Source organism: Streptomyces sp. NPDC038135 (assembly GCF_055601245.1).
The window spans coordinates 51,482-70,265 of sequence record NZ_JBVJXS010000010.1; the positions used below are offsets into that span (position 1 = coordinate 51,482).

Here is an 18,784-nt window from a genome sequence, read left to right on the forward strand (position 1 = left end):
CAAAGACGTCCAAGGACCCTCCGCAGGTCAGGCCGATGGCGAAGGCGTCAGTACCCAAAGGACTCCAGTGTGCAGGCGCCGGATGCCAGGGCTTCCTGGCACAAGTCGTACACGGCGCCCTCCACGCAACTGCCGTACGCACTTCCGATGACAGCCCTGTCGACACCTACGGCCAGTGCTGAACCCGGTGACCGGGGAGCGCTCCCGTGGACCGCCACCATGGTCGCGACGGCGAAGGCCCGCCCCTCCTCGTGCCAACGGAGCAACTGGTCTCTCAGGTCCAGCACGGTGCTCATTTCCCTGGTCGGATGGTCCTGAGACGTGCGGACGCGCCTTCACATACGTTCCGCGCCCGCCTTGATCGCTTCCCGGATGCGGTTGTAGGTGCCGCAGCGGCAGATGTTGCGGATCTCGTCGAGGTCCGCGTCGGTGATCTCGCGGCCGGCCGCCCTGGCCTGCCTGACCTTGGCGACGGCGGCCATGATCTGTCCGGGCTGGCAGTAGCCGCACTGTGCCACGTCGTATTCGAGCCAGGCCTCCTGCATGGGGTGCAGGTCGCCGTCGACTGTGTCGGCGAGGCCCTCGATCGTGGTGATCTCGTCGTCCGGGCCGATGTCCTTGACCTCGACGGAACAGGGGTTGAACGCCTTGCCGTTGACGTGGGACGTGCAGGCCTTGCAGACGTTGATGCCGCAGCCGTACTTCGGGCCGGTCACGCCGAGCACGTCCCGCAGGACCCACAGCAGCCGGACGCTGTCGTCGACGTCGACGGTGACGGGCTTGCCGTTGAGGATGAAGGTGTGGGTGCTCACGTGGGCTCCTCAGAAGGTGTGGCTCAGGCCGTCGGACGGCGACTGGGGGACCGGCGGGACGAACGGCTTGACCTCGAAGTCGACCGTGCTGTGGTTGACCGGGAAACGCGTCGGGACCGTGCCGGTCGCCCGCGCGTAGGCACACGCGACCGCCGCCACGGACGCGGCCACGCCCGCCTCGCCGGCGCCGCCGGGCTGCTGCGAGTCGGAGGGCATCACGACGCACTGGAAGTCAGTGGGGACGTTCCACTGCCGGGTGTAGAAGTAGTTGTCCCAGCTGGCCTCGAGGAAGTGCCCGTTGCGCAGGTGCAGGCTGCTGGTCAGAGCGAGCGCGATGCCGTCCGAGACGCCGCCCATCATCTGGGCCTCGAGCCCCTTGGGGTTGATCACGAGTCCGGCGTCGACGGCGATGACCGCCTTTGTGACGCGTGGCCCGGTCGCACCGTTCGGCACTTTCCGGTTCACCGTTTGAGGGCGGCAGTCGATCTCGACGAGCACGGCGGTCGCGCCCTTGTACTCGCTGTGGATCGCGATGCCCTGGGCCGTTCCCGCGGGCATCGACCGGCCCCAGTCACCCACCTCGGCGACCTTCTTCAACGCCGCCTTGACCCGCGCGTTCTTCAGGAACGCGAGCCGGAACTCGAGCGGGTCCTTGTCCATCTTCTTCGCCAGCTGGTCGACGACCAGCTCGTTCGCGCACGCCACGTCGGGGGAGTAGATGTTGCGCATGCTCCCGGTGTTGAACCGGGAGTCGGTCTCGGTGAGCAGTTGCGTGACGACACCGAAGTTGTACGGCAGCTCCTGGGTGAGCGTGAAGATCGTCTCCGAGAACGCCAGCCCGCCGAGCCCGGTGGGCAGCCGATCCGCCGTCGCCGTGATCATCTCGCCGAGCCCGTGACTGAAGTCGGTCACCACACTCGTGTGCCGCTGCTCGAAGGTGAGCACCTGTCCGGCCAGATACGTGGCGCGGATCCGGGACGTGGCCATGGGGTGCACGCGGCCCTGCCGGGGCTCGTCCGCGCGGTGCCACATCAGCTTGACCGGCTTGCCCATGGCTTTGGAGATCTTCGCGGCCTCGATCGCGGCGTCGCCGAAGAGTTTGTGCCCGAACGAACCGCCCCCCGTTATGACGTTGACCGTCACTGCGGTCTGCGGCAGTCCGATGGCCTTGGCGATGTCGCCCTGCGCCACGATCGGTGACTTCAGGCCCGCCCACACCGTCGCCCGGTCGGTGCGGACGTCGGCGATCGCGCAGTTCGGCTCCAGCGCCGCGCTGCTGCGGAACATGAATGTGAAGTCCGCCTCCACCGTCTTGGCGAGCAGCGGGATGTCCGGGACCGCCAGCGGCAGTTCGGCCTTCCGCAGCCGCGCCAGGATCGTCTCGTCGGACTCACCCTCCACCGAACCGGCCGCCCACTCCACTTGGAGCGCCCGCACCGCGTCGATGCACTGCCCGAACGTTTTCGCGCGCACCGCGACCCCGGTGTCGACCACGGCCACGTCCGTGACCCCCGGCAGCGCGAGCACCTCCGCCTTGTTGCGCACCGACTTCGGCGACCCGTTCAGCGTCGGAGGCCGGCACACCATGGTCGGCAGCGCGTCCGGCACCTGCAGATCCATCGCGTACTTCTTCTGCCCGGTGACCGCGAGCCGCGCGTCGTCACGACCGTGCGGCTTGCCGATCACCGAGAACTCCGAGACCGGCTTGAGCTCGGCCTCGACCATCTTGACCGTGCTGCTCGCGGCTCTGACCGCCAGCTCCCCGTACGACACCGACGATCCGTCCGGCGCCGAGATCACCCCGGCCTTGGACTTCAACAGGCCCACGACCGAGCCGAGTTCGATCGCCGCGGCTTCGAGGAGCGCCTTGCGGGCAATCGCCGCGGCCACCCGCACCGGGGTGAACATCGACACCGTGGTGTTCGACCCGCCCGTCAGCTGGTTGAGCAGCAACTCCGGACGCGCCGGTGCGAGCGTCACCCGTACCTTGTCGACGGGCAGGTCGAGCTCCTCCGCGATGATCATCGCCGTGGAGGTGGTGATGCCCTGTCCGACCTCCATGCGCGGCAGCTCGAACGACGCCGTGCCGTCCTCGTGCAGCACGATCTTGATCAGTGCGGACGTCGGCCGCGCGGCGTCGGTCTGCATGTCCTCCAGGTCGTACAGCTCCGGGATCTGCGGCACGGAGGGCACCGCCGCGTGAGCGGGCGCGCCCAGCGGGAGTTCGGCGGCGACAGCCAGGGTGGCGCCGGCCAGCACATACCCCATGAACGTGCGGCGTCCGATCGGCGCGCGTTCACCGCGACCGGAGGTGCGGCTCCCCTGGGCAGGGATGTCGGTCATCGGGCCTTCCTTTCTGATCCGGTCGTCCGCTCTGCTGCCCTGTTCGCCGGCGCACTCGGGCGGGACAGGGGGCGGGCTGTTCCTGGGCAACGAGAGATGCAAGGGCGACTAGGCGCGCGGGCAGGCAGGTGTCAGCCCTCAGCGGTGAACGGAAGGAGGGTTTCCGTATGCGGGCGGGTCAGAGACTAGGTCCGCAGCACGTCGTGGTCTAGTGGCCGAGCACCAGTGAACTGGGCCAGTGAACTGTGCAGGGACACAACAGGTCACGCTGGACTCTGATCGGCGAGCCACCTCAGTCAGAGTCCGCCAGCCGAATTTCCCGCCTACCAAGGCCTCACAGAACGACGGTGCCGAGACGTGCGGCCTGCAGGGCTACGGCGGTCGGGCTGGTGACCGTGGCACGGGTCTCAGGTCACGTCGACGTAGTCGCCGGAGGAGTTGCTGGCACCGGTGGTGGTGTTGCCGCTGTACCTCCAGCGCCAGGTGCCGTCCTGCGAGGCTGTCCCGCTGGTCTTGAGGTAGCCGCTACTGCTGGCGGTGACCGTCTTCACCGTGGAGTAGCTGCTGGAACCGGCGGGCTTGAACTGCAGTTTCACCAGCCGGTCACCGTAGTTGTCGTAGCGGTGCCGACTCCAGTTGGCGCGCTGCACGGTGCCGGTGACGGTGATCGGCCTGCCCTTTGCGACGGGTTCGGGGGACGCGTTCGCGTTCTGGATACGCGAGGCACGCTGGAGGCGGACGGTCGCGGAGAGCAGGTCGGTGTCGTAACCGCCGTTCTTCTTGATGCCCGTTCCGAGGGTCTTCCACGTCGCGGCGTCACTGTTGACGAGATGGTTGCCGTTCCCGCCCGGCATGCCGTCCGGGTCGATGGTCATCGTCTCGTCGCAGTCGCGGAAGGTGTAACCCCCAGCGGAGGACGTCCGGCAGCCCCACTGCGTCGTGGAGATCGCGAGCAGGTACTTGGTGGACCCGTTGGTGCGGTACGCCTCGACCCACCAGTCGTCGAGTGACACGTTGCTCTTGACCGTGTAGGTCAGCGGGGCCTCGACCTCGGCGCTGAGGCCGACGACGATGGGCTTACCGTTGTTGAGGACGACGTTCGAGAACGAGATGTCGCCTTCGGCCGCGTGTGCCGCCGGCGCCGTGAGCCCCACGCCCACCAGCGCCATACCCCCGGCCACCGCCGCGGCGGCTGCCCGCCGCACGGTCGCCGGCATTCTCCGCTGCGCAGCAGCAGAATTCACAGTGATCAATCCCCACCCCTGAGTCGAGTAACTGATCGGCGGATCGATTAGCGCCGCCGGAACTCTAGATCATCCAGGAGCGGTACCCGGCACCGCTTCACACCCGATGGCAGTCACGGCCGGCCGCCTGCGCCCAGCCGTTCTGCCGTTGCAGCGGAGCGATCAGACCCCGCATATAAGCCAGTGCGGACTCCCGCGACGTGGCCAGGTTGGTCGTTGGTGTGGATATGGGCGGGGACCTGCCGGCCACGCAGGCCCGGACCGCAGGCCGGCGAGCCTCCGACGAGGCGGCGAGCGCAACGCGGCGCATCTGGGCGAAGGCCTGGCAATGCCGGCGGTACTGCGCGAGGCGGTCCGCGACACGCCGCCTCCCACACGGACCGGGACCGCTACCGCACCGCCAGCACGACCAAGGCCACCACCACGGCCGTCGCGTACGCCACCAGAAGCGCCGGAGGCAGCCATGGCTGGGGCAGGCGCGCGGCACGGGCTCGGCGAGCTCGCTGCGCGCACTCGCCAACCCCGGTCAGACCGCCGAGCAGGCTCAGCACGTAGATCCAACGATGCCAACCCGTGCTGTCATGGACCAGGGCGAACGCGCCGCCGCCAGTCATCACCGCCGCCCACAGGTACGCCGCGAACGGCACTACTGCGGGCTTGTCCTTGTCCGTCAAGCCTTCCGACACGGCTCCGCTCCCCTTTCACTGTGCAATCACGGACGCAGCCAGGCAGCCGCGGGTTGCCGGCGCCTGCGACGATCGACCGTTCCCGGACATAGCCGAGCCGGGAACGCTGTCGAGATTTCGCACCGCGCTTCGGCCGGACAACCAGCGCTTGTAGCGGTCGGTCGCTTCGGTCGCTGGTGTGCTCCAACTCCCGCCAGACTGACCGTCTTTGACTGGCCCCTTACTGCGATTACAGGCTGACCGGGTCGAGGCGTTGGGGGCCGTTGTTGCGGACGTTGTTGACGGCTGTCGACACGGGGCGGGCGTCGAGGTGTCCGCCGGCGGGCTGGCCGAGGAGAGCGCGCAGGTGGTCGGGGTCTTGGTGGGTGGGGTCGAGCCAGGCGTCGTAGTGGTCCTCGGCGAGCGCCAGCGGGATGCGAGGGTGCACGTGGCCGGCTGCGTCGGTGGCGCTGGCACCGTACGCGACGGCGGGCGGCGGACACACCGCAGCCAGTGGCACGGCCCCCACAAGACGTGGCTCGCGCGGCAGCGGTCAGTCAGCAGCCGGGGTAGGTGCGCTGCTCGTCCTCCTCGTCCGTGCCGGGGGCGGTGATGTCCTCCATCCACGCCTCGGGCGGGGGCTCGCCGGCGAGGACGGCGGCCGGGGCGCGACGCGCGAGGCGCGCGTCCTGTGCTGCGTAGGAGGCGCGATTGCGCTCAACCGTGATCGCTCATGAGTAGGGCGAGAAGTGGTAGATGATCAACGCTGCCATGGCGGCGGCGAGCCACGGCCTCTTGATGCTCAGTCCTCGACTGTGCCGGTCCAATTGCCACACACACGTCGGCCGTGCCAGGCCACGCACCATGCGGCCTGAGGCACGTCACACCGGTGTTGAGGCGGGCGTGGTCAACAGGTTGACGACGTGTCGAGTCGGAACTGGGCTCTCTGCCAGGCCGCGGATCATGGCTCACCGCCCTTACCCCAACCGCGAGCGCGCCCGCCGCCGGATCGACCGCCGCATCGGCACCGTCACCAGCTGGGCTCTGGCCAGCTCGCGTACCGACGCCACGCCTCCCGCAGTGGACGGATTCCGCGCCGATGGGTACCGCCTCTCCAATCGCTGATCCGAGGTGCCCGCGAAGCGGAGAGTAGCGCCGGAGACGTGACGCTTGCCGGTGCCACCCTGACCCCCACGCTCCCCTGCACCGTCCCTTGGAGGAGCACCTCTTACGCTGGGCGCCCCCAAAACTTCCCGAAACGCTACGCCCGGCTGGGTCAATATCTGTGCTCGCGAGCTGAGATTTCAACGGAACGGGCAGACAGATTTCCAATCGCATTAGGCGGAGTGGGATTCTTCACCGTACACAGGCCGCTGCGGCGTGCTACTGTCGATGTCGGTTGCAGTTGTGGTTCCCAAAACTTCAAGTGCCCTCGGGTCGGTATCTGTGCCACCGGAGGCGCTTTTGTTATCCGGTTCTTTTTCCGGACGGGGTGATCATCGCGGCGACACGAGGTCCGCGCAGTGCGGATCCCGATGCACTGCCCCGAAGGAGAAATGACATGGCTGCTGGTACCGTGAAGTGGTTCAACGCGGAAAAGGGCTTCGGCTTCATCGAGCAGGACGGCGGCGGCGCCGATGTGTTCGCCCACTACTCGAACATTGCCGCCCAGGGCTTCCGCGAGCTGCAGGAGGGCCAGAAGGTGACCTTCGACATCGCGCAGGGCCAGAAGGGCCCGACGGCCGAGAACATCGTTCTCGCCTGACGCTGACTGTCGCGTACTCGTAGCTGGGGCCCGCGTCCTTCGGGGTGCGGGCCCCAGCTACGCGCATTTTCCCGCAGTGGTTTCGCCTGCGGACGCCCACCAGGAAACCGGTAGACGTACTCCTTACGGAGCATCCTTCAGGGGTGCACGCATCCCTGCGCATCCCTTCACGGCTTCATCGCGGTGGACTCCCGAACATTGCGTCCGCTTCGCGCCACTCACTCCAGCTCCTCTGCCCGCACAAATTTTTCGTCGGTCAGATTCGCTTTCGCATTCCACCGGTCCATTCTTGCAATTCTCTGTGCTGCTGATCGCTGCGGGAATTCCTTGATATGTGCCGCGTCGAGGAAGGTTCCGCATGAACCGCACACGCACGAACGACCGCTTCACCCGCACCCGTAACGGCAGTACCGAATCCGGAAGGGGTGCCAGCCGATTCGGTTCGTCGGCCAGGAGCCGCTCCGCCGGGCCGAGCCGTTCCGGTGGTTACGGCCGCCGGCCCGCCGCGGCCCAGGGGGAGTTCGCGCTGCCCAGGACGATCACTCCCGCGCTCCCCGCCGCAGAGGGCTTCGCCGATCTCGACATGCCCCGGGCGCTGCTGGGCGCGCTCAGCTCGCAAGGCGTGACCGTACCCTTCCCGATCCAGGCCGCGACCCTGCCGAACTCCCTCGCCGGCCGCGACGTGCTGGGCCGTGGCCGCACCGGTTCCGGCAAGACCCTCGCTTTCGGGTTGGCGTTGCTGGCCCGTACCGCAGGGCAGCGCGCCGAGGCCAGGCAGCCGCTGGGGCTGATCCTCGTACCCACGCGTGAGCTGGCGCAGCAGGTCACCGACGCGCTCGCCCCGTACGCCCGCTCCGTGAGGCTGCGGCTCGCCACGGTGGTGGGCGGAATGCCGATCGGCCGGCAGGTGAGCGCGATGCGCGGTGGCGCCGAGGTCGTCGTCGCCACACCGGGACGTCTGAAAGATCTCATCGACCGCGGCGACTGCCGGCTGGACCAGGTTTCCGTCACCGTCCTCGACGAGGCCGACCAGATGGCCGACATGGGCTTCATGCCGCAGGTCACCGCCCTCCTCGACCAGGTCCGCCCCGAAGGCCAGCGCATGCTGTTCTCCGCCACTCTCGACCGGAACGTCGACCTGCTCGTGCGCCGCTACCTCAGCGACCCGGTCGTGCACTCCGTCGACCCCTCGGCCGGCGCGGTCACGACGATGGAGCACCACGTGCTCCACGTTCACGGCGCCGACAAGCACGCGGCAACCACCCAGATCGCCGCACGCGACGGCCGCGTGATCATGTTCCTCGACACCAAGCACGCCGTCGACGGCCTCACCGAGCACCTCCTGAACAGCGGGGTACGGGCCGCCGCCCTGCACGGCGGGAAGTCACAGCCACAGCGCACCCGCACGCTGGCCCAGTTCAAGACCGGACACGTCAGCGTGCTGGTAGCGACCAACGTCGCGGCGCGTGGCATCCACGTCGACAACCTCGACCTCGTCGTCAATGTCGACCCGCCGACCGACCACAAGGACTACCTCCACCGCGGTGGCCGTACCGCCCGCGCAGGAGAGTCCGGCAGCGTCGTCACCCTGGTCACCCCCAACCAGCGCCGCGGCATGACCCGCCTCATGGCAGCGGCCGGCATCGTCCCGCAGACCACCCAGGTCCGCGTCGGCGAAGAGGCCCTGCACCGCATCACCGGCGCCCAGGCCCCCTCCGGCATCCCGGTCGTCATCACCGCACCGGTGGTGCAACGCCCCAAGAAGCGCGGCGCCACCTCACGCGGCCGACGCCGCCCCGTCCCGGCGGCCCGCCGCGCGCCCGTACGGCAGTCCACCGCCGGTGCGGCGGCATAGAACCGTGGTGATCAGGAAGCCGGCCCAACTCCGCAGGAGGCACCCTTTGACGCTGAACCAGACGCAGTTGCGCCCGGCGAGCGCCCACCCCGCGCACACGGTGGCCGACACCATGGACGCGGCCGGACCGCAGGTCTGGGAGGACATGACCGTGGAGGTGGCACTGTCCGTGATGGCCGCCGCCCGTACAGGTCATCTGGTCGTCTGCGACGAGGACGGCTCGCACACCGGCCTGGTCACCCGGGCCGGGCTCATGGCCGTTCGTGACGGTTCCGCGTACACGGACCGGATCCGCCTGCGTGACATCGCTGACGTCATCGGGCCCTTCGTCTCGCCGCCGGCCACGGGGGCCGAAGCCGAGCGTGCGATGCGCTGCCGCCGGCTCGGAACCCCGCCCGTGGCGGAGGGACACGACAGCGCCCTGTACGTCGTCGCCCTCTCCCGCTGAACCACCCTTGCCCCTACCCGGCCCTCGCCCTCACTTCTTCCTGGAGGCATCATGCGCTGTGTCATCGCCCGCTTCCCGTTCGACCTGACCAAGAGCAGCGTGGTGGGATCGATGAAGGGCGTCACACCTGAGCCGGCTACCGGTGAGTTCGTCATCATCGGACGACGCCACTACCCCGCCAAGCAGGTCGGCCAGGTCATCACCCGCCAGGACCGCCGCGATTTCAGCACCGGCGAAGTCCTCAGGGCGATGACCCAACTCGGCTTCACCTGCCGCACCCGCCCTACCGCCGCATCTGCGCCCCTGGCCGGCCCGTCGAGCCGGCTTCCGCAACGCTCGGCGCTCCCCCCTCTCCGCCTGACTTACGGACAGGTCTGAGCCGAACGAGCAGTGAGGCCCCACCGGCGTGAGCGAATTTCAGGGGGCGTAGCAACACCGCGGCGAGTCGATCAAGCCGCGAGCAGACTGTGCAGGCGCTCGGCCGGGGTCTCCCAGCCGAGCGCTTTGCGTGGGCGGTTGCTGAGTTCGGTGGCGATGGCGTCCAGGATCTCGATGCCCTGGTCCCAGGTCAGCGACCGCATCGGGGAGGCGGGAGGGGCTGGACGGGCTCGGTGAGCGCGTTGCGGAGCAGCGGCGCCGTCGTTGCGTGGGAGGTGCACGAGCATCAGGTAGTGGGTGCTGCGTTCGACCCGGGTGCCGATGGCGGAGCCGTTCCTCTCGCCGACCATCAGGTCGCCTTCCCAGTGCTGGACAGCTCGGTCGGCGGCATCGGCGGGCAGTGCCGGAAGGGCGGAGCCACCGTAGCGACTGGACCGGTGACCGGACTCGGAAGCGGGGGCGCGCTCCGGCTGCCGCGCGCTCAGCTGGTGCCCCTGTCCGCCCCGCCCTCGTCGTACAGCACGGCGGTCGAGCGGTGCCGGCAGGTCCTTCACCGCTGGGCTCACTCGGCGCGCTCTCCGACGCGGAGCACGCTCAGGTAACGGCGGGATGCTCGATCGCCCATCCGCGTGCGGATGCGCTCGGCGATTGCATCGAGCAGGGGCTCACGGACGTCGCGGTCGAGCCTCCGGTACAGCGACAACGAGCGAAGGTGATCGGCAAAGCCGTCCCCGTTGAACCACTGCACGGTCGGGTACCAGCGCACGATCGTTGGGCCGAACAATCCTCCGGGGTCGTCGACCAGACCCCAGCCCTCGTCGGTGGTGCGCACGTCGTCCTCCAGGGGAGGGTGACCCCAGCCGGGGTTCCCGGGGCAGAACCGCTCGTGGAGATCGGCGGTCTCGGCGTACACCTCCGGCTCTCCAACTCGGCGGACGACGACGTTGCCGAGCAGTGCCATCCAGCCTGCGGGGCGGAGCACATCGTGCGCTCGCTGCCAGCCGATCGACGGGTCGACCCAGTGCCACGACGACGCAGCCACAAGGACATCGAAGCGTCGACCGCGGTCGTCCCACTCCTCAAACATCGACGTTTCGACTTCGACGTTGCCGAAGGCGGCGATCCGCTGGCGAGCGAGTGCGGCCATGTCCGCGCCCGGCTCGATGGCGGTCACCGAGCACCCGAACGCTGCCAGCGAGCGCGTCGCCTGGCCGGTACCGCAGCCCACCTCCAGCACCGACGACCTTTCGTCCATGCCAGTGACGGTGACAAGGTCCACGAACAGTTCGTCAGGGTATCCCGGCCGGACCCGGTCGTAGAGCTCGGGCACTTCGTTGAACACTCGGCCGAGATCCTGTCGATTCGGGCGCATCTGCGGATCATCAGTCACGAGCGCACAAGTTATGAGGCTCGTCCACGCGGCGCCACTGGTTTAACGGCAGCTCCTCAACAGCAGCCGTGCCGGTCTTTTCTGTCTGCTCCGCCAGCACCGTTCGGCCGTGGACCCCTTCCCAGGCAGCCGCCAAGAGCGCCCGCTCTCCCTTCCAACCGCATCTCGGCGGTCTGCTCGATCTGATGTTTGAGCAGGGTTTTGGGCGATGGCCGCGCAGCAGCTCGCGGCTGTGCCGACCTGCTCCAGCCAGTCGGCGAACTGGGCGGCGAGCGTACCGACTGAGCCGGCAGCGGCGTGGACAGCACGTTTTTCGCCGGGCCGCACGCGCGCGGCGGTGTTGATCAGGTCGTAGGCGGTCGGTACGCCCCACCCGAGACCTGCGGCTGTCCTCAGCGGCATGTTGCCGATGCCGAACGTGAGCGTGACGGGTGCCAGGACCACCTCGGCGTAGGCGTCTGAGGTGATCGGAGCGGGGACAGGCTCAGGGACACAGCGTGCGTCTACGCCCTCGCCGACCGCGGCGATGTGACCGGTGCTGGTGCCCGCCGAAGGGCTCACCACCGGCCCGTTGGCTGAGGGGGTTGCCGGGTTCTGTGCGCAGCCGTCTTCCTGACCCGCCGTCGCGGTCGCCGCCGCCGTCGGAGGAGCAGCCATGCGCGTCGTGCCGCGCGCGACGGCCGGGCGAGGCCTACGCGTGGTCCCGCACGATGATCTTTCCGGTGTTCTTGCCGTGCAGCATGCCCAGGAATGCGGCCACGATGTGCTCGAACCCGTCCACCACCGTCTGATCCAGCGTCAGTCGGCCACTCTGCAGGTGGGGGACTGCGAACTCGTACAGCTCGTCCTGCAGGCCGCGGTAGTTGCTGACCAGGAAGCCCTCCATACGGAGGCTCTTCTCCACGATGTCCGAGTAGTTGAAGTGCGGCGGGGGCGCGTAAGGGTTGTTGTAGCGGCTGATGGTGCCGATCCGGACGATGCGCCCGAACTCGCGCAGTGCGCCCACCCCGGCGGCCAGTTGCTCGCCGCCGACGTTGTCGACGAAGACGTCGATGCCGTCCGGTGCGGCCTTGGCGAGCAGTTCAGCGGCTTGGCCGTCATGGTAGTTGAACGCTGCGTCGTAGCCCACCTCCCGGGTCAGGTGCTCGACCTTGGCCGCCGAGCCCGCGCTGCCCACGAGTCGGCCGGCGCCCAGCAGCCGGGCGAACCTGCCAGTGGCCGTACCGACGCCGCCGGCTGCGGCGGAGACGAAGAGGTCGTCGCCCGCGCGGAGCCGGGCGATGCGGGTGAGGGCCACGTAGGCGGTCAGTCCGGTGCCGCCGAGGACGCTCAGGTACGCCGTCAGGGGAACCCCGTCGAAGCGGGGGAGTTTACGGATCTCCTCGTGTCGGACCACGGAGTGCGTGCGCCAGCCCTGCCGGTGGAAGACGATCTCGCCCTCGGGTAGCTTCGGCGTCCGCGAGGCGACGATGCGCCCGAGGGTCCGGCCCTCGAGCGGTGTGTGGAGCGCGAAGCCGCCGGGCACGTCGTCCATCATCTCGCGGTGGTACGGGTCGACGGACCAATAGAGGTTCTCCACGAGCGCGGTGCCGACCGCAGGATCGGGAATCGCGGACTCGACGAAGGCGAAGTCCTTGGTGGTGGGAAAACCGTGGGGGCGGGCGGTCTGCTGGACGGTGATCGCGTTCTCGGTCATGACGGGACCGTAAGACGGGAATGGAGCCCTCGGGCAGGCGGTTGGGCTCATGTGACGCCCCGTTCCATGAGCAGTTCTCATACCTTGAGGTGAGCGCCCTGTGGCCCGCATGACCGACACCGATCTCGCGCCGCAGGAACTGCGCATTCTGGTGGCGGTCGCGGACGCCGGCGGCTTCTCGGCCGGGGCCGACGCACTCGGCCTGACACAGTCCGCGGTCTCCCACTCGGTGCGCGGCAGCGAGCGCAAGATCGGCGCCGTCCTGTTCGAACGCGGCCGCAGCGGTGCGAAACCCACTCCGGCGGGGGAGAGGGCTGTGACGCATGCACGCCGTACTCTGCGGCTGTTGGACGTGCTCGTCGCCGAGGCGCGGCAAGCCGCCCAGTCCGAGGCGACGCAGGGGCTGGAGGGCCCGCTGCGGATCGCGGCCTTCCGCAGCACCGCGTTGCACCTGCTGCCGCCGGTCGTGCAGCGGCTGCGCGCGAGGTATCCCGGGATCGAGCCGCAGGTGCGGATCGTCCGCGAGGTCGGGCGCGGCACGGCGGGCGAGGTGGCCGACGGGCGGTCGGATCTCGCCATTGCCACCTTGGACGGAGCGCAGCTGCCAGCGGGGCTGGTGGCGAGCGGACTGTTCGAATAGAGCTACTCCCTGGTGCATCCGGCCGGACACCCGGCTCCGCGCTCGCTGCCGCTCGTCGACTGGGCCGAGAACTGCGGCTCGTACACGCGTGCCTGGTGGGGCGCGCAGGACTGGATCCCGAGGGCCACGATCGAGGCCGAGGACGACGGAGCAGTGCTCTCGTTCGTGAGCGGGGGGTACGGAATGGCGATTATGCCCGCGCTCTCCCTGATCGGAGCAACGGACTCGATCGAGATCACCGATCTCGGTCCGGAGCGCCCCACGCGCCGTGTCGGCTATGTGACCACCCCGGAGCTCGCCGGCTCCGCCGTCGTGCGCGCTCTGGTGCGGGAGCTGCGGGCCGAAGGCTCCGCCCTCTGATGGGGTCCAGCTCCAGCCGACGGCGCCTTCAGCGATCAGCCGCGCGATCCCGGCCGCACGTGTAGGCCAGCGGCGGGATCAGCTCCTCGGCGTCCGGCAGCCACTGGTTCGCGGGGGTCGGCCGGCAGGCCCACTGCACGGCGCCCCGGGAGCCGAACAGGGTCGGGGGAGCGGTGACGGAGTTCCCCTCATCTTCGACTAGCCCTGTCACCCGAATGGAGCAACATGACGTGCCACCCACATGGGTGAAGATCAAGCTGGCTAGTGCCCCCAACCGAGGCAATCCGTGAAAGGGAAATCGAATGCGCATTCGACGAATACTCGCCGCTGCCATCGCCACGGCCGCCCTCGCTGGACTCGGCCTCACAGGCGCCGCCACCGCCACCGCCGCACAGGGTGCCCCGTCTGACGTCACCCCTTCTCAGTGCACGCAGGGCGGCGGAACGGCCGATCTGACGGACAACACCTGTAAGGGCGGTATGTACGACGGGCAGAAGGTCGACTAGCCCCACAAGGCGCCCCGCAGCCACGCGCCGCGGGGCGCTCCGGCGCGAAAATCGCAGGGACTGTGCCGACTGCCGACCCGACCCCGCGACCGGACCGACCCCGACCCCCCGTCGGGAACGCTAATTGACATCGTCGCCCGCCTCAAGCAGGGCGATTCCCGTCTGCCGTACCGTTGTCGGGTGCGGTTCCGGGTGGGTCTCCCGCTTCGCCGCGCTGTGCGGGGGCGGTCCCCGTCTTACCTGCGCTCCACGGGCTGTCACGGCCTCTCCGGCCGCCTTGGCGACGTTGACCGCCGCGTTGATGTCCCGGTCCAGGACGGCCCCGCATGTACGGCAGGTCCACTCTCGGACGTGCAGGGGCTTGGGGCCGTCCTGGACGCCGCACCGCGAGCACACCTGGGAGGTCGGCTGGAACCGGCCGATGCGCACGAAGGTGCGCCCGTACCGGGCGGCCTTGTACTCCAGCATGGTCACGAACGCCGCCCATCCGGTGTCGTGGACGGACTTGGCCAGACGCGTGCGGGCGAGTCCTTTCACTGCCAGGTCTTCCACGGCGACCGCTTGGTTTCGCGGAGAGCTGGCGGTGGAACTCGCGGCGCGCGTCGGCGACCCGGGCGTGTCCGCATCGAGAGAGTTAGAGCTTCCAGACCGGGGCTGGCCATCCACGCGACCACCACCAGGGACGGCCTTGCCCTCCGTTCGAAGGTCCCTGGAGGCTCCCTGTGCACACGACTGTTTTCCTGCTGCGGAGCGCGCTGGGTCTTGGTGGCGGTCTGGTGTTCACGTGGGAACTGAACCGCCGGGCTTCGGGGGCAGGCTGGAGGAAGCAGCGGGTCTTCTCTGCGGCGGGGGCTGTGGTGCTCGCCGGGCTGCTTGCAGTCTAGGGAGGGTCAGTCGGCATGCCCGTCCCATGCAAGTTGGGTCGGGAAACAGCAGGGAACCGCGGTCGCTGGCTGACAACGCTCACGAGAGCGGCCCCTGACCGAGCCACTGCATGCACCAACTCGTCAAGGCGCCGATCGTGCTGGTGTGGAACCGCCGGCCCGCTGTGAAGTGGCCGGCCACGAAGGCCGCCGAGGACACGGGCTTCGCCGACTCCTACCCCGAGGCCCACCCCGACCCGGCGTCCGGGCCGGGACACACCTGGTCGCCGGTCCGCCCCGTCCACCAGTACGGCAGCGGACGGCCCGAACCGCAGGATCGGATCGACTTCGTCCTGCACCGGGGCCTGACCGTGCGGGACGCGCGGACCCTGGTCACCGGCACCCCGCGACCGTGGCTCGACGAGTCGGGCAACGACTGCCCTTCGGGCCACGCGGCGGTCGTCACGACCTTCGGGCAACCCCGGAGAGCGGCGCCCCGGAAGTGGCCCTGGGTTACGGCAGGTCACCATTGCGATCCAGGTGGTGATGCCGTAGGTTGTGCCGAACTTTCTACTGACTGGTAACACCGGCAGGTATCCCATGCGCTGGCCCGTCGGCCGTCCCACCACCGTCCGCGCGCGGATCGTGGCGCTCGCCCTTGCCCCGGCCGTCGCCCTGATGGCCTTGTGGAGCTTCGCCATGGTGTCGGTCACGGCCGAACTGCGCGCGCTGGTCAGGCTCCAGGGGGTGTACGAGGACTTCGGCACGCCCGTGGACACCGCGATCGGGCAGATCCAGATCGAGCGCCGGATGTCCGCCGCCTATCTGGGTGCCCGCCTCGACACGGCCGCCGGCGGCGACCTGCTCGGACAGCAGCGCCGTACGGACCGGGCCGTCGACGCCATGCGGCACGCTGTCCGGGACGGGGACGGCGGCCGGCTCACGGACCGGCAGCGGCAGGCCCTGGACGCCGTGGTCAGCGCCACCGGGAACCTGGAAGGGCTGCGCGAGCGCGTGTTGTCCAGGGACATCACCTGGGACCGGGCGGTGGACGAGTACAGCGCCCTGGTCGAACCCGGCTTCGACGTGCAGTCCACGCTCACCGCGCTCCAGGCCGGACAGCTCGCCCGCGAGGCACAGGTCGTCATCGAGCTGGTACGGGTACGGGAGTTCGTGTCCCGGGAGGACGCCCTGGTCGCCGGGGCGCGGGCGGCCGGGACCCTGACCGACCGGCAGTACGACGCCCTGACCGCGACCATCGAGGACCGGCGTGTCTTCGAGCGGACGTACGTGCCGGACCTGCCCGCCGACTCACGCGGGTTGTTCGAGCAGTTCCAGCGCGATGACCTGCACCGCTCGCTGATGCGGGGCGAAAACGCGCTGCTGCGGGCCGGTGCCGGGCGGGCGGGAGAGGCCGTCGCCGCGGACACCTGGCGGTCCACCACCGACCGGGCCGTCAAGCGCTACATGCAGCTGTGCACCCGCTCCGCCGAGAACTCCGCCGCGCGCGGCCGTGCCTTCGCCTACCGCGAGCTGACCCAGGCCGCCGTCGTCGGTGCGGTCGGGCTGGCCGCGGTTGCGCTGTCGCTGTGGTTCGCGGTGCGCGGCGCGCGGCGCATCTCACGCCGCCTGGAGATCCTGCGAGACGCGGCGGACGTGCTCGCCTCCCGGAAACTGCCGGACGTCATGCGGCGCTTGAGCGCCGGCGAGGAGGTGGACGCGCTCGCCGAGGCGCCGCCGCTCGCCGCCGACGAGGTCAGGGACGACGAGATCGGGCAGGTCGGCCGGTCGTTCAACACCGCCCGGCTCGCCGCCGTGGAGGCCGCCGTCAAGCAGGCCACCCTGCGCAGGGGGCTGTTCGCGGTGCTGCTCAACATCGCCCGGCGCAACCAGGCGCTGGTGCACCGGCAGTTGAAGCTGGTCGACACCCTGGAGCGGCGTACCGACGACCCGGACGTCCTGCACCAGCTGTTCCGCATCGACCACCTGACGACCCGTATGCGCCGGCACGCCGAGAGCCTCATCGTCCTCTCCGGCGCGGCACCCGGGCGCCGCTGGCGCAGGCCCGTGCCGGTGGCGGACGTCGTCGCCTCGGCGGTGAGCGAGATCGAGGACTACACGCGCGTGGTGGTCCCGCCGATGCCCGAGACCGGCGTCGTGGCGGACGCGGTCGCCGACATCGCGCATCTCCTCGCCGAACTGCTGGAGAACGCCACGATGTTCTCGCCGCCGCACACCCAGGTCACGTTGCGCCCGGGGCGGGTCGGCAACGGCTTCGTCCTGGAGATCGACGACCGCGGCCTCGGCCTCGACGCCGAGCAGCGCGCCCAGGCCCACCGCACCCTCACCGACCCCGACGCCTTCGACCCCACCCGGCACGACCGGCTCGGCCTGTACGTCGTCGGCCGCCTCTCCGCCCGGCACGGCATCGAGGTGAACCTGCGGGATTCGCCGTACGGCGGTACGACCGCGGTGGTGCTGCTCCCGGAGGAGGTGCTGGCCGACGTGGAACCGGCGGCCGCGGGGCCCGGGGCCGGCGCCGAGGTGCTGCGCCGGACGCAGCGCTCGGAAAACGTCGCACCAGTGACGGAGCTGCCGTCGAGGGGGCGGAGCACGCCCGAGGCCGCCCCCGAGCCGCACGACACCCCCGCCCTGCCCACCCGCACCCGCCAGGCCTCGCTCGTGCGGGAGCTGCGGGAGGAGCCGCCGCCCCCTGACCCGGCACCGGACCGAGGAATCGACCCCGAAGAGATGCGGGCGATCTTCGGCGCCTTCCAGCGGGGCCGGGATCGCGGCCGCAGAGGCCTGCCGGCGACGGGCACCCCAGAGGACTCGCCCGCCCAAGCAAACGAAGGGACGGACACCGACGATGCACGGTGACGACCACACCCCCGAGACCCCGGCCCCACCCGCCGGCGCGCCCGGCACGGACCTCGGCTGGCTGCTGGACGACCTCGTGGCCCGCACCGACCACGTCCGCCAGGCCGTGCTGCTCACCGCCGACGGCCTCCCCCTGAGCAGCTCGGAGGGCATGCGCCGGCGGGACCTCGAACACCTGGCCGCCGTCTGCTCCGGTTTCCACGGCCTGGCCCGTTCCGCGGGGGAGCGGTTCGAGGCGGGAGAGGTGCGGCAGACCATGGTCATGCTGGAGGACGCCTACCTCTTCATCACCCCGGCCGGCCACGGCAGCCGCCTCGCCGTGCTGAGCGAGGCGCGGACCGACGTCGGACAGCTCGCCCACGAGATGGCCCTGCTCGTCCGCCGCCTCGGCCGTCACCTGGACGCCGGCACCCGCTCGACCCCCTGATCCCGCGGTGAGCGACGAGCACTGGTACGAGGACGAGACCGGGTCGATGGTGCGCCCCTACACCGTGACCCGGGGCCGCACCCGGCCCTCGGACCGGCATGCCGTCGACCTGTTGTCCCAGGTCACCGCAGTGGAGCCGGACGACGCGGCACAGCCGGAGCTCGACCATGCCCGCGCGTCCCTGCTCGGCCGGATCCGCCGCGGCCCACGCCCCGTGGCCGAGCTGGCCGCGGACGCCGACCTGCCCCTGACCGTCGTCCGTGTCCTGCTCGGCGACCTGGCCGAGGCGGGACTGGTCCGCATCGACCGGCCCCGCCGCGTCCAGGCCACCGGCCCGGCAGCCGATCCGCAGCTGCTGCGGGAGATCGTGGAACGACTGAAGCAGCTGTAGCGGCGACCTGGCTCCGGCGCGCGTGGCGGGCTCCCCCCCCCCGGCTGACGCGCCGCCGGGTGCGCCGGTCGCTCAGCAACGCTGCTCGACCAGCTGGGCTTTCCTCAAGCCACTGAGCCCA

16 protein-coding genes and 6 pseudogenes are annotated in these 18,784 nt (G+C 69.9%); 11 read left to right on the plus strand and 11 right to left on the minus strand.

Translation table 11 applies throughout. The features are described 5' to 3' along the window. Positions 1–47 precede the first annotated feature (47 nt). The 6 genes and pseudogenes from ACZ7JA_RS27455 to ACZ7JA_RS27480 form a co-directional block, all read right to left on the minus strand. Entirely contained in the window at positions 48–296 is a 249-nt protein-coding gene (locus tag ACZ7JA_RS27455) for an XdhC family protein (protein ID WP_470810960.1), read from the minus strand. Positions 297–335: 39 nt separating this feature from the next. After that, a complete protein-coding gene (locus tag ACZ7JA_RS27460; protein ID WP_470810962.1) occupies positions 336–812 on the minus strand; it encodes a (2Fe-2S)-binding protein in 477 nt (158 codons plus the stop codon). A 9-nt stretch (positions 813–821) separates the two neighbouring features. Next, complete coding sequence (locus ACZ7JA_RS27465) at positions 822–3,155, minus strand: molybdopterin cofactor-binding domain-containing protein (RefSeq protein WP_470810964.1); 2,334 nt, start codon at positions 3,153–3,155, stop codon at positions 822–824. 407 nt (positions 3,156–3,562) lie between these two features. Continuing rightward, positions 3,563–4,360 (minus strand): hypothetical protein, encoded by a 798-nt coding sequence (locus ACZ7JA_RS27470; protein ID WP_470810966.1) that lies wholly within the window; start codon positions 4,358–4,360, stop codon positions 3,563–3,565. A gap of 428 nt (positions 4,361–4,788) precedes the next feature. Further along, a complete protein-coding gene (locus ACZ7JA_RS27475; RefSeq protein ID WP_389298407.1) occupies positions 4,789–5,085 on the minus strand; it encodes a hypothetical protein in 297 nt (98 codons plus the stop codon). A gap of 229 nt (positions 5,086–5,314) precedes the next feature. After that, positions 5,315–5,533: pseudogene (locus tag ACZ7JA_RS27480) on the minus strand (SOS response-associated peptidase family protein); the annotation flags it as partial. Between the two features lie 494 nt (positions 5,534–6,027). On the opposite strand from ACZ7JA_RS27480, the gene ACZ7JA_RS27485 reads away from it, so the two are divergent. The 5 genes from ACZ7JA_RS27485 (at position 6,028) to ACZ7JA_RS27505 (ending at position 9,510) form a co-directional block, all read left to right on the plus strand. Next, positions 6,028–6,189: a hypothetical protein gene (locus tag ACZ7JA_RS27485; protein ID WP_450743935.1), complete on the plus strand. Its 162-nt coding sequence runs from the start codon at positions 6,028–6,030 to the stop codon at positions 6,187–6,189. A gap of 436 nt (positions 6,190–6,625) precedes the next feature. Then, positions 6,626–6,829 (plus strand): cold-shock protein, encoded by a 204-nt coding sequence (locus ACZ7JA_RS27490; RefSeq protein WP_210867802.1) that lies wholly within the window; start codon positions 6,626–6,628, stop codon positions 6,827–6,829. A gap of 358 nt (positions 6,830–7,187) precedes the next feature. Beyond that, positions 7,188–8,684, plus strand: coding sequence for a DEAD/DEAH box helicase (locus tag ACZ7JA_RS27495; protein ID WP_470810968.1), 1,497 nt, complete (start codon positions 7,188–7,190; stop codon positions 8,682–8,684). Between the two features lie 46 nt (positions 8,685–8,730). Further along, a complete protein-coding gene (locus ACZ7JA_RS27500) occupies positions 8,731–9,132 on the plus strand; it encodes a CBS domain-containing protein (protein WP_470810970.1) in 402 nt (133 codons plus the stop codon). Positions 9,133–9,183: 51 nt separating this feature from the next. Next, on the plus strand, positions 9,184–9,510 hold the full coding sequence (locus tag ACZ7JA_RS27505) for an SCO5918 family protein (RefSeq protein WP_470810972.1): 327 nt from the start codon (positions 9,184–9,186) through the stop codon (positions 9,508–9,510). A gap of 71 nt (positions 9,511–9,581) precedes the next feature. On the opposite strand, the pseudogene ACZ7JA_RS27510 reads toward ACZ7JA_RS27505, so the two are convergent. The 3 genes and pseudogenes from ACZ7JA_RS27510 to ACZ7JA_RS27520 all read right to left on the minus strand — a co-directional run. Further along, a pseudogene (locus ACZ7JA_RS27510) lies at positions 9,582–9,908 on the minus strand (transposase); the annotation flags it as partial. Positions 9,909–10,072: 164 nt separating this feature from the next. After that, the gene (locus ACZ7JA_RS27515) at positions 10,073–10,900 is read right to left on the minus strand and encodes a class I SAM-dependent methyltransferase (RefSeq protein WP_470810974.1); all 828 of its coding nucleotides are present in this window, start codon (positions 10,898–10,900) and stop codon (positions 10,073–10,075) included. A gap of 691 nt (positions 10,901–11,591) precedes the next feature. Then, the gene (locus ACZ7JA_RS27520; RefSeq protein ID WP_470810976.1) at positions 11,592–12,596 is read right to left on the minus strand and encodes an NADP-dependent oxidoreductase; all 1,005 of its coding nucleotides are present in this window, start codon (positions 12,594–12,596) and stop codon (positions 11,592–11,594) included. Positions 12,597–12,705: 109 nt separating this feature from the next. On the opposite strand from ACZ7JA_RS27520, the pseudogene ACZ7JA_RS27525 reads away from it, so the two are divergent. Next, positions 12,706–13,596, plus strand: a pseudogene (locus ACZ7JA_RS27525) (LysR family transcriptional regulator). A gap of 28 nt (positions 13,597–13,624) precedes the next feature. On the opposite strand, the pseudogene ACZ7JA_RS27530 reads toward ACZ7JA_RS27525, so the two are convergent. Continuing rightward, a pseudogene (locus ACZ7JA_RS27530) lies at positions 13,625–13,786 on the minus strand (bifunctional DNA primase/polymerase); the annotation flags it as partial. Between the two features lie 112 nt (positions 13,787–13,898). On the opposite strand from ACZ7JA_RS27530, the gene ACZ7JA_RS27535 reads away from it, so the two are divergent. Continuing rightward, the gene (locus ACZ7JA_RS27535; protein WP_351669474.1) at positions 13,899–14,102 is read left to right on the plus strand and encodes a hypothetical protein; all 204 of its coding nucleotides are present in this window, start codon (positions 13,899–13,901) and stop codon (positions 14,100–14,102) included. A gap of 120 nt (positions 14,103–14,222) precedes the next feature. On the opposite strand, the pseudogene ACZ7JA_RS27540 reads toward ACZ7JA_RS27535, so the two are convergent. Beyond that, positions 14,223–14,721, minus strand: a pseudogene (locus ACZ7JA_RS27540) (RNA-guided endonuclease InsQ/TnpB family protein); the annotation flags it as partial. A gap of 396 nt (positions 14,722–15,117) precedes the next feature. On the opposite strand from ACZ7JA_RS27540, the pseudogene ACZ7JA_RS27545 reads away from it, so the two are divergent. From ACZ7JA_RS27545 to ACZ7JA_RS27560, 4 genes and pseudogenes are all read left to right on the plus strand, one after another. After that, a pseudogene (locus ACZ7JA_RS27545) lies at positions 15,118–15,549 on the plus strand (hypothetical protein); the annotation flags it as partial. A gap of 16 nt (positions 15,550–15,565) precedes the next feature. Next, the gene (locus ACZ7JA_RS27550; RefSeq protein WP_470810980.1) at positions 15,566–17,845 is read left to right on the plus strand and encodes a sensor histidine kinase; all 2,280 of its coding nucleotides are present in this window, start codon (positions 15,566–15,568) and stop codon (positions 17,843–17,845) included. Continuing rightward, the gene (locus tag ACZ7JA_RS27555) at positions 17,835–18,272 is read left to right on the plus strand and encodes a roadblock/LC7 domain-containing protein (protein WP_351669478.1); all 438 of its coding nucleotides are present in this window, start codon (positions 17,835–17,837) and stop codon (positions 18,270–18,272) included. Before ACZ7JA_RS27550 ends, ACZ7JA_RS27555 begins: the two co-directional genes overlap by 11 nt. A 7-nt stretch (positions 18,273–18,279) precedes the next feature. Further along, positions 18,280–18,663 carry a DUF742 domain-containing protein gene (locus tag ACZ7JA_RS27560; protein ID WP_351669480.1) on the plus strand — a complete coding sequence of 128 codons (384 nt, stop codon included), beginning with the start codon at positions 18,280–18,282 and terminating at the stop codon, positions 18,661–18,663. Positions 18,664–18,784: the final 121 nt, after the last annotated feature.

Coding starts and splice junctions, on each gene's coding strand:
- ACZ7JA_RS27485 (WP_450743935.1), top strand. CDS start 6,028: ATGGCTCACCGCCCTTACCCCAACCGCGAGCGCGCCCGCCGCCGGATC.
- ACZ7JA_RS27455 (WP_470810960.1), bottom strand. CDS start 296: ATGAGCACCGTGCTGGACCTGAGAGACCAGTTGCTCCGTTGGCACGAG.
- ACZ7JA_RS27550 (WP_470810980.1), top strand. CDS start 15,566: ATGCGCTGGCCCGTCGGCCGTCCCACCACCGTCCGCGCGCGGATCGTG.
- ACZ7JA_RS27495 (WP_470810968.1), top strand. CDS start 7,188: ATGAACCGCACACGCACGAACGACCGCTTCACCCGCACCCGTAACGGC.
- ACZ7JA_RS27490 (WP_210867802.1), top strand. CDS start 6,626: ATGGCTGCTGGTACCGTGAAGTGGTTCAACGCGGAAAAGGGCTTCGGC.
- ACZ7JA_RS27520 (WP_470810976.1), bottom strand. CDS start 12,596: ATGACCGAGAACGCGATCACCGTCCAGCAGACCGCCCGCCCCCACGGT.
- ACZ7JA_RS27555 (WP_351669478.1), top strand. CDS start 17,835: ATGCACGGTGACGACCACACCCCCGAGACCCCGGCCCCACCCGCCGGC.
- ACZ7JA_RS27505 (WP_470810972.1), top strand. CDS start 9,184: ATGCGCTGTGTCATCGCCCGCTTCCCGTTCGACCTGACCAAGAGCAGC.
- ACZ7JA_RS27465 (WP_470810964.1), bottom strand. CDS start 3,155: ATGACCGACATCCCTGCCCAGGGGAGCCGCACCTCCGGTCGCGGTGAA.
- ACZ7JA_RS27535 (WP_351669474.1), top strand. CDS start 13,899: ATGCGCATTCGACGAATACTCGCCGCTGCCATCGCCACGGCCGCCCTC.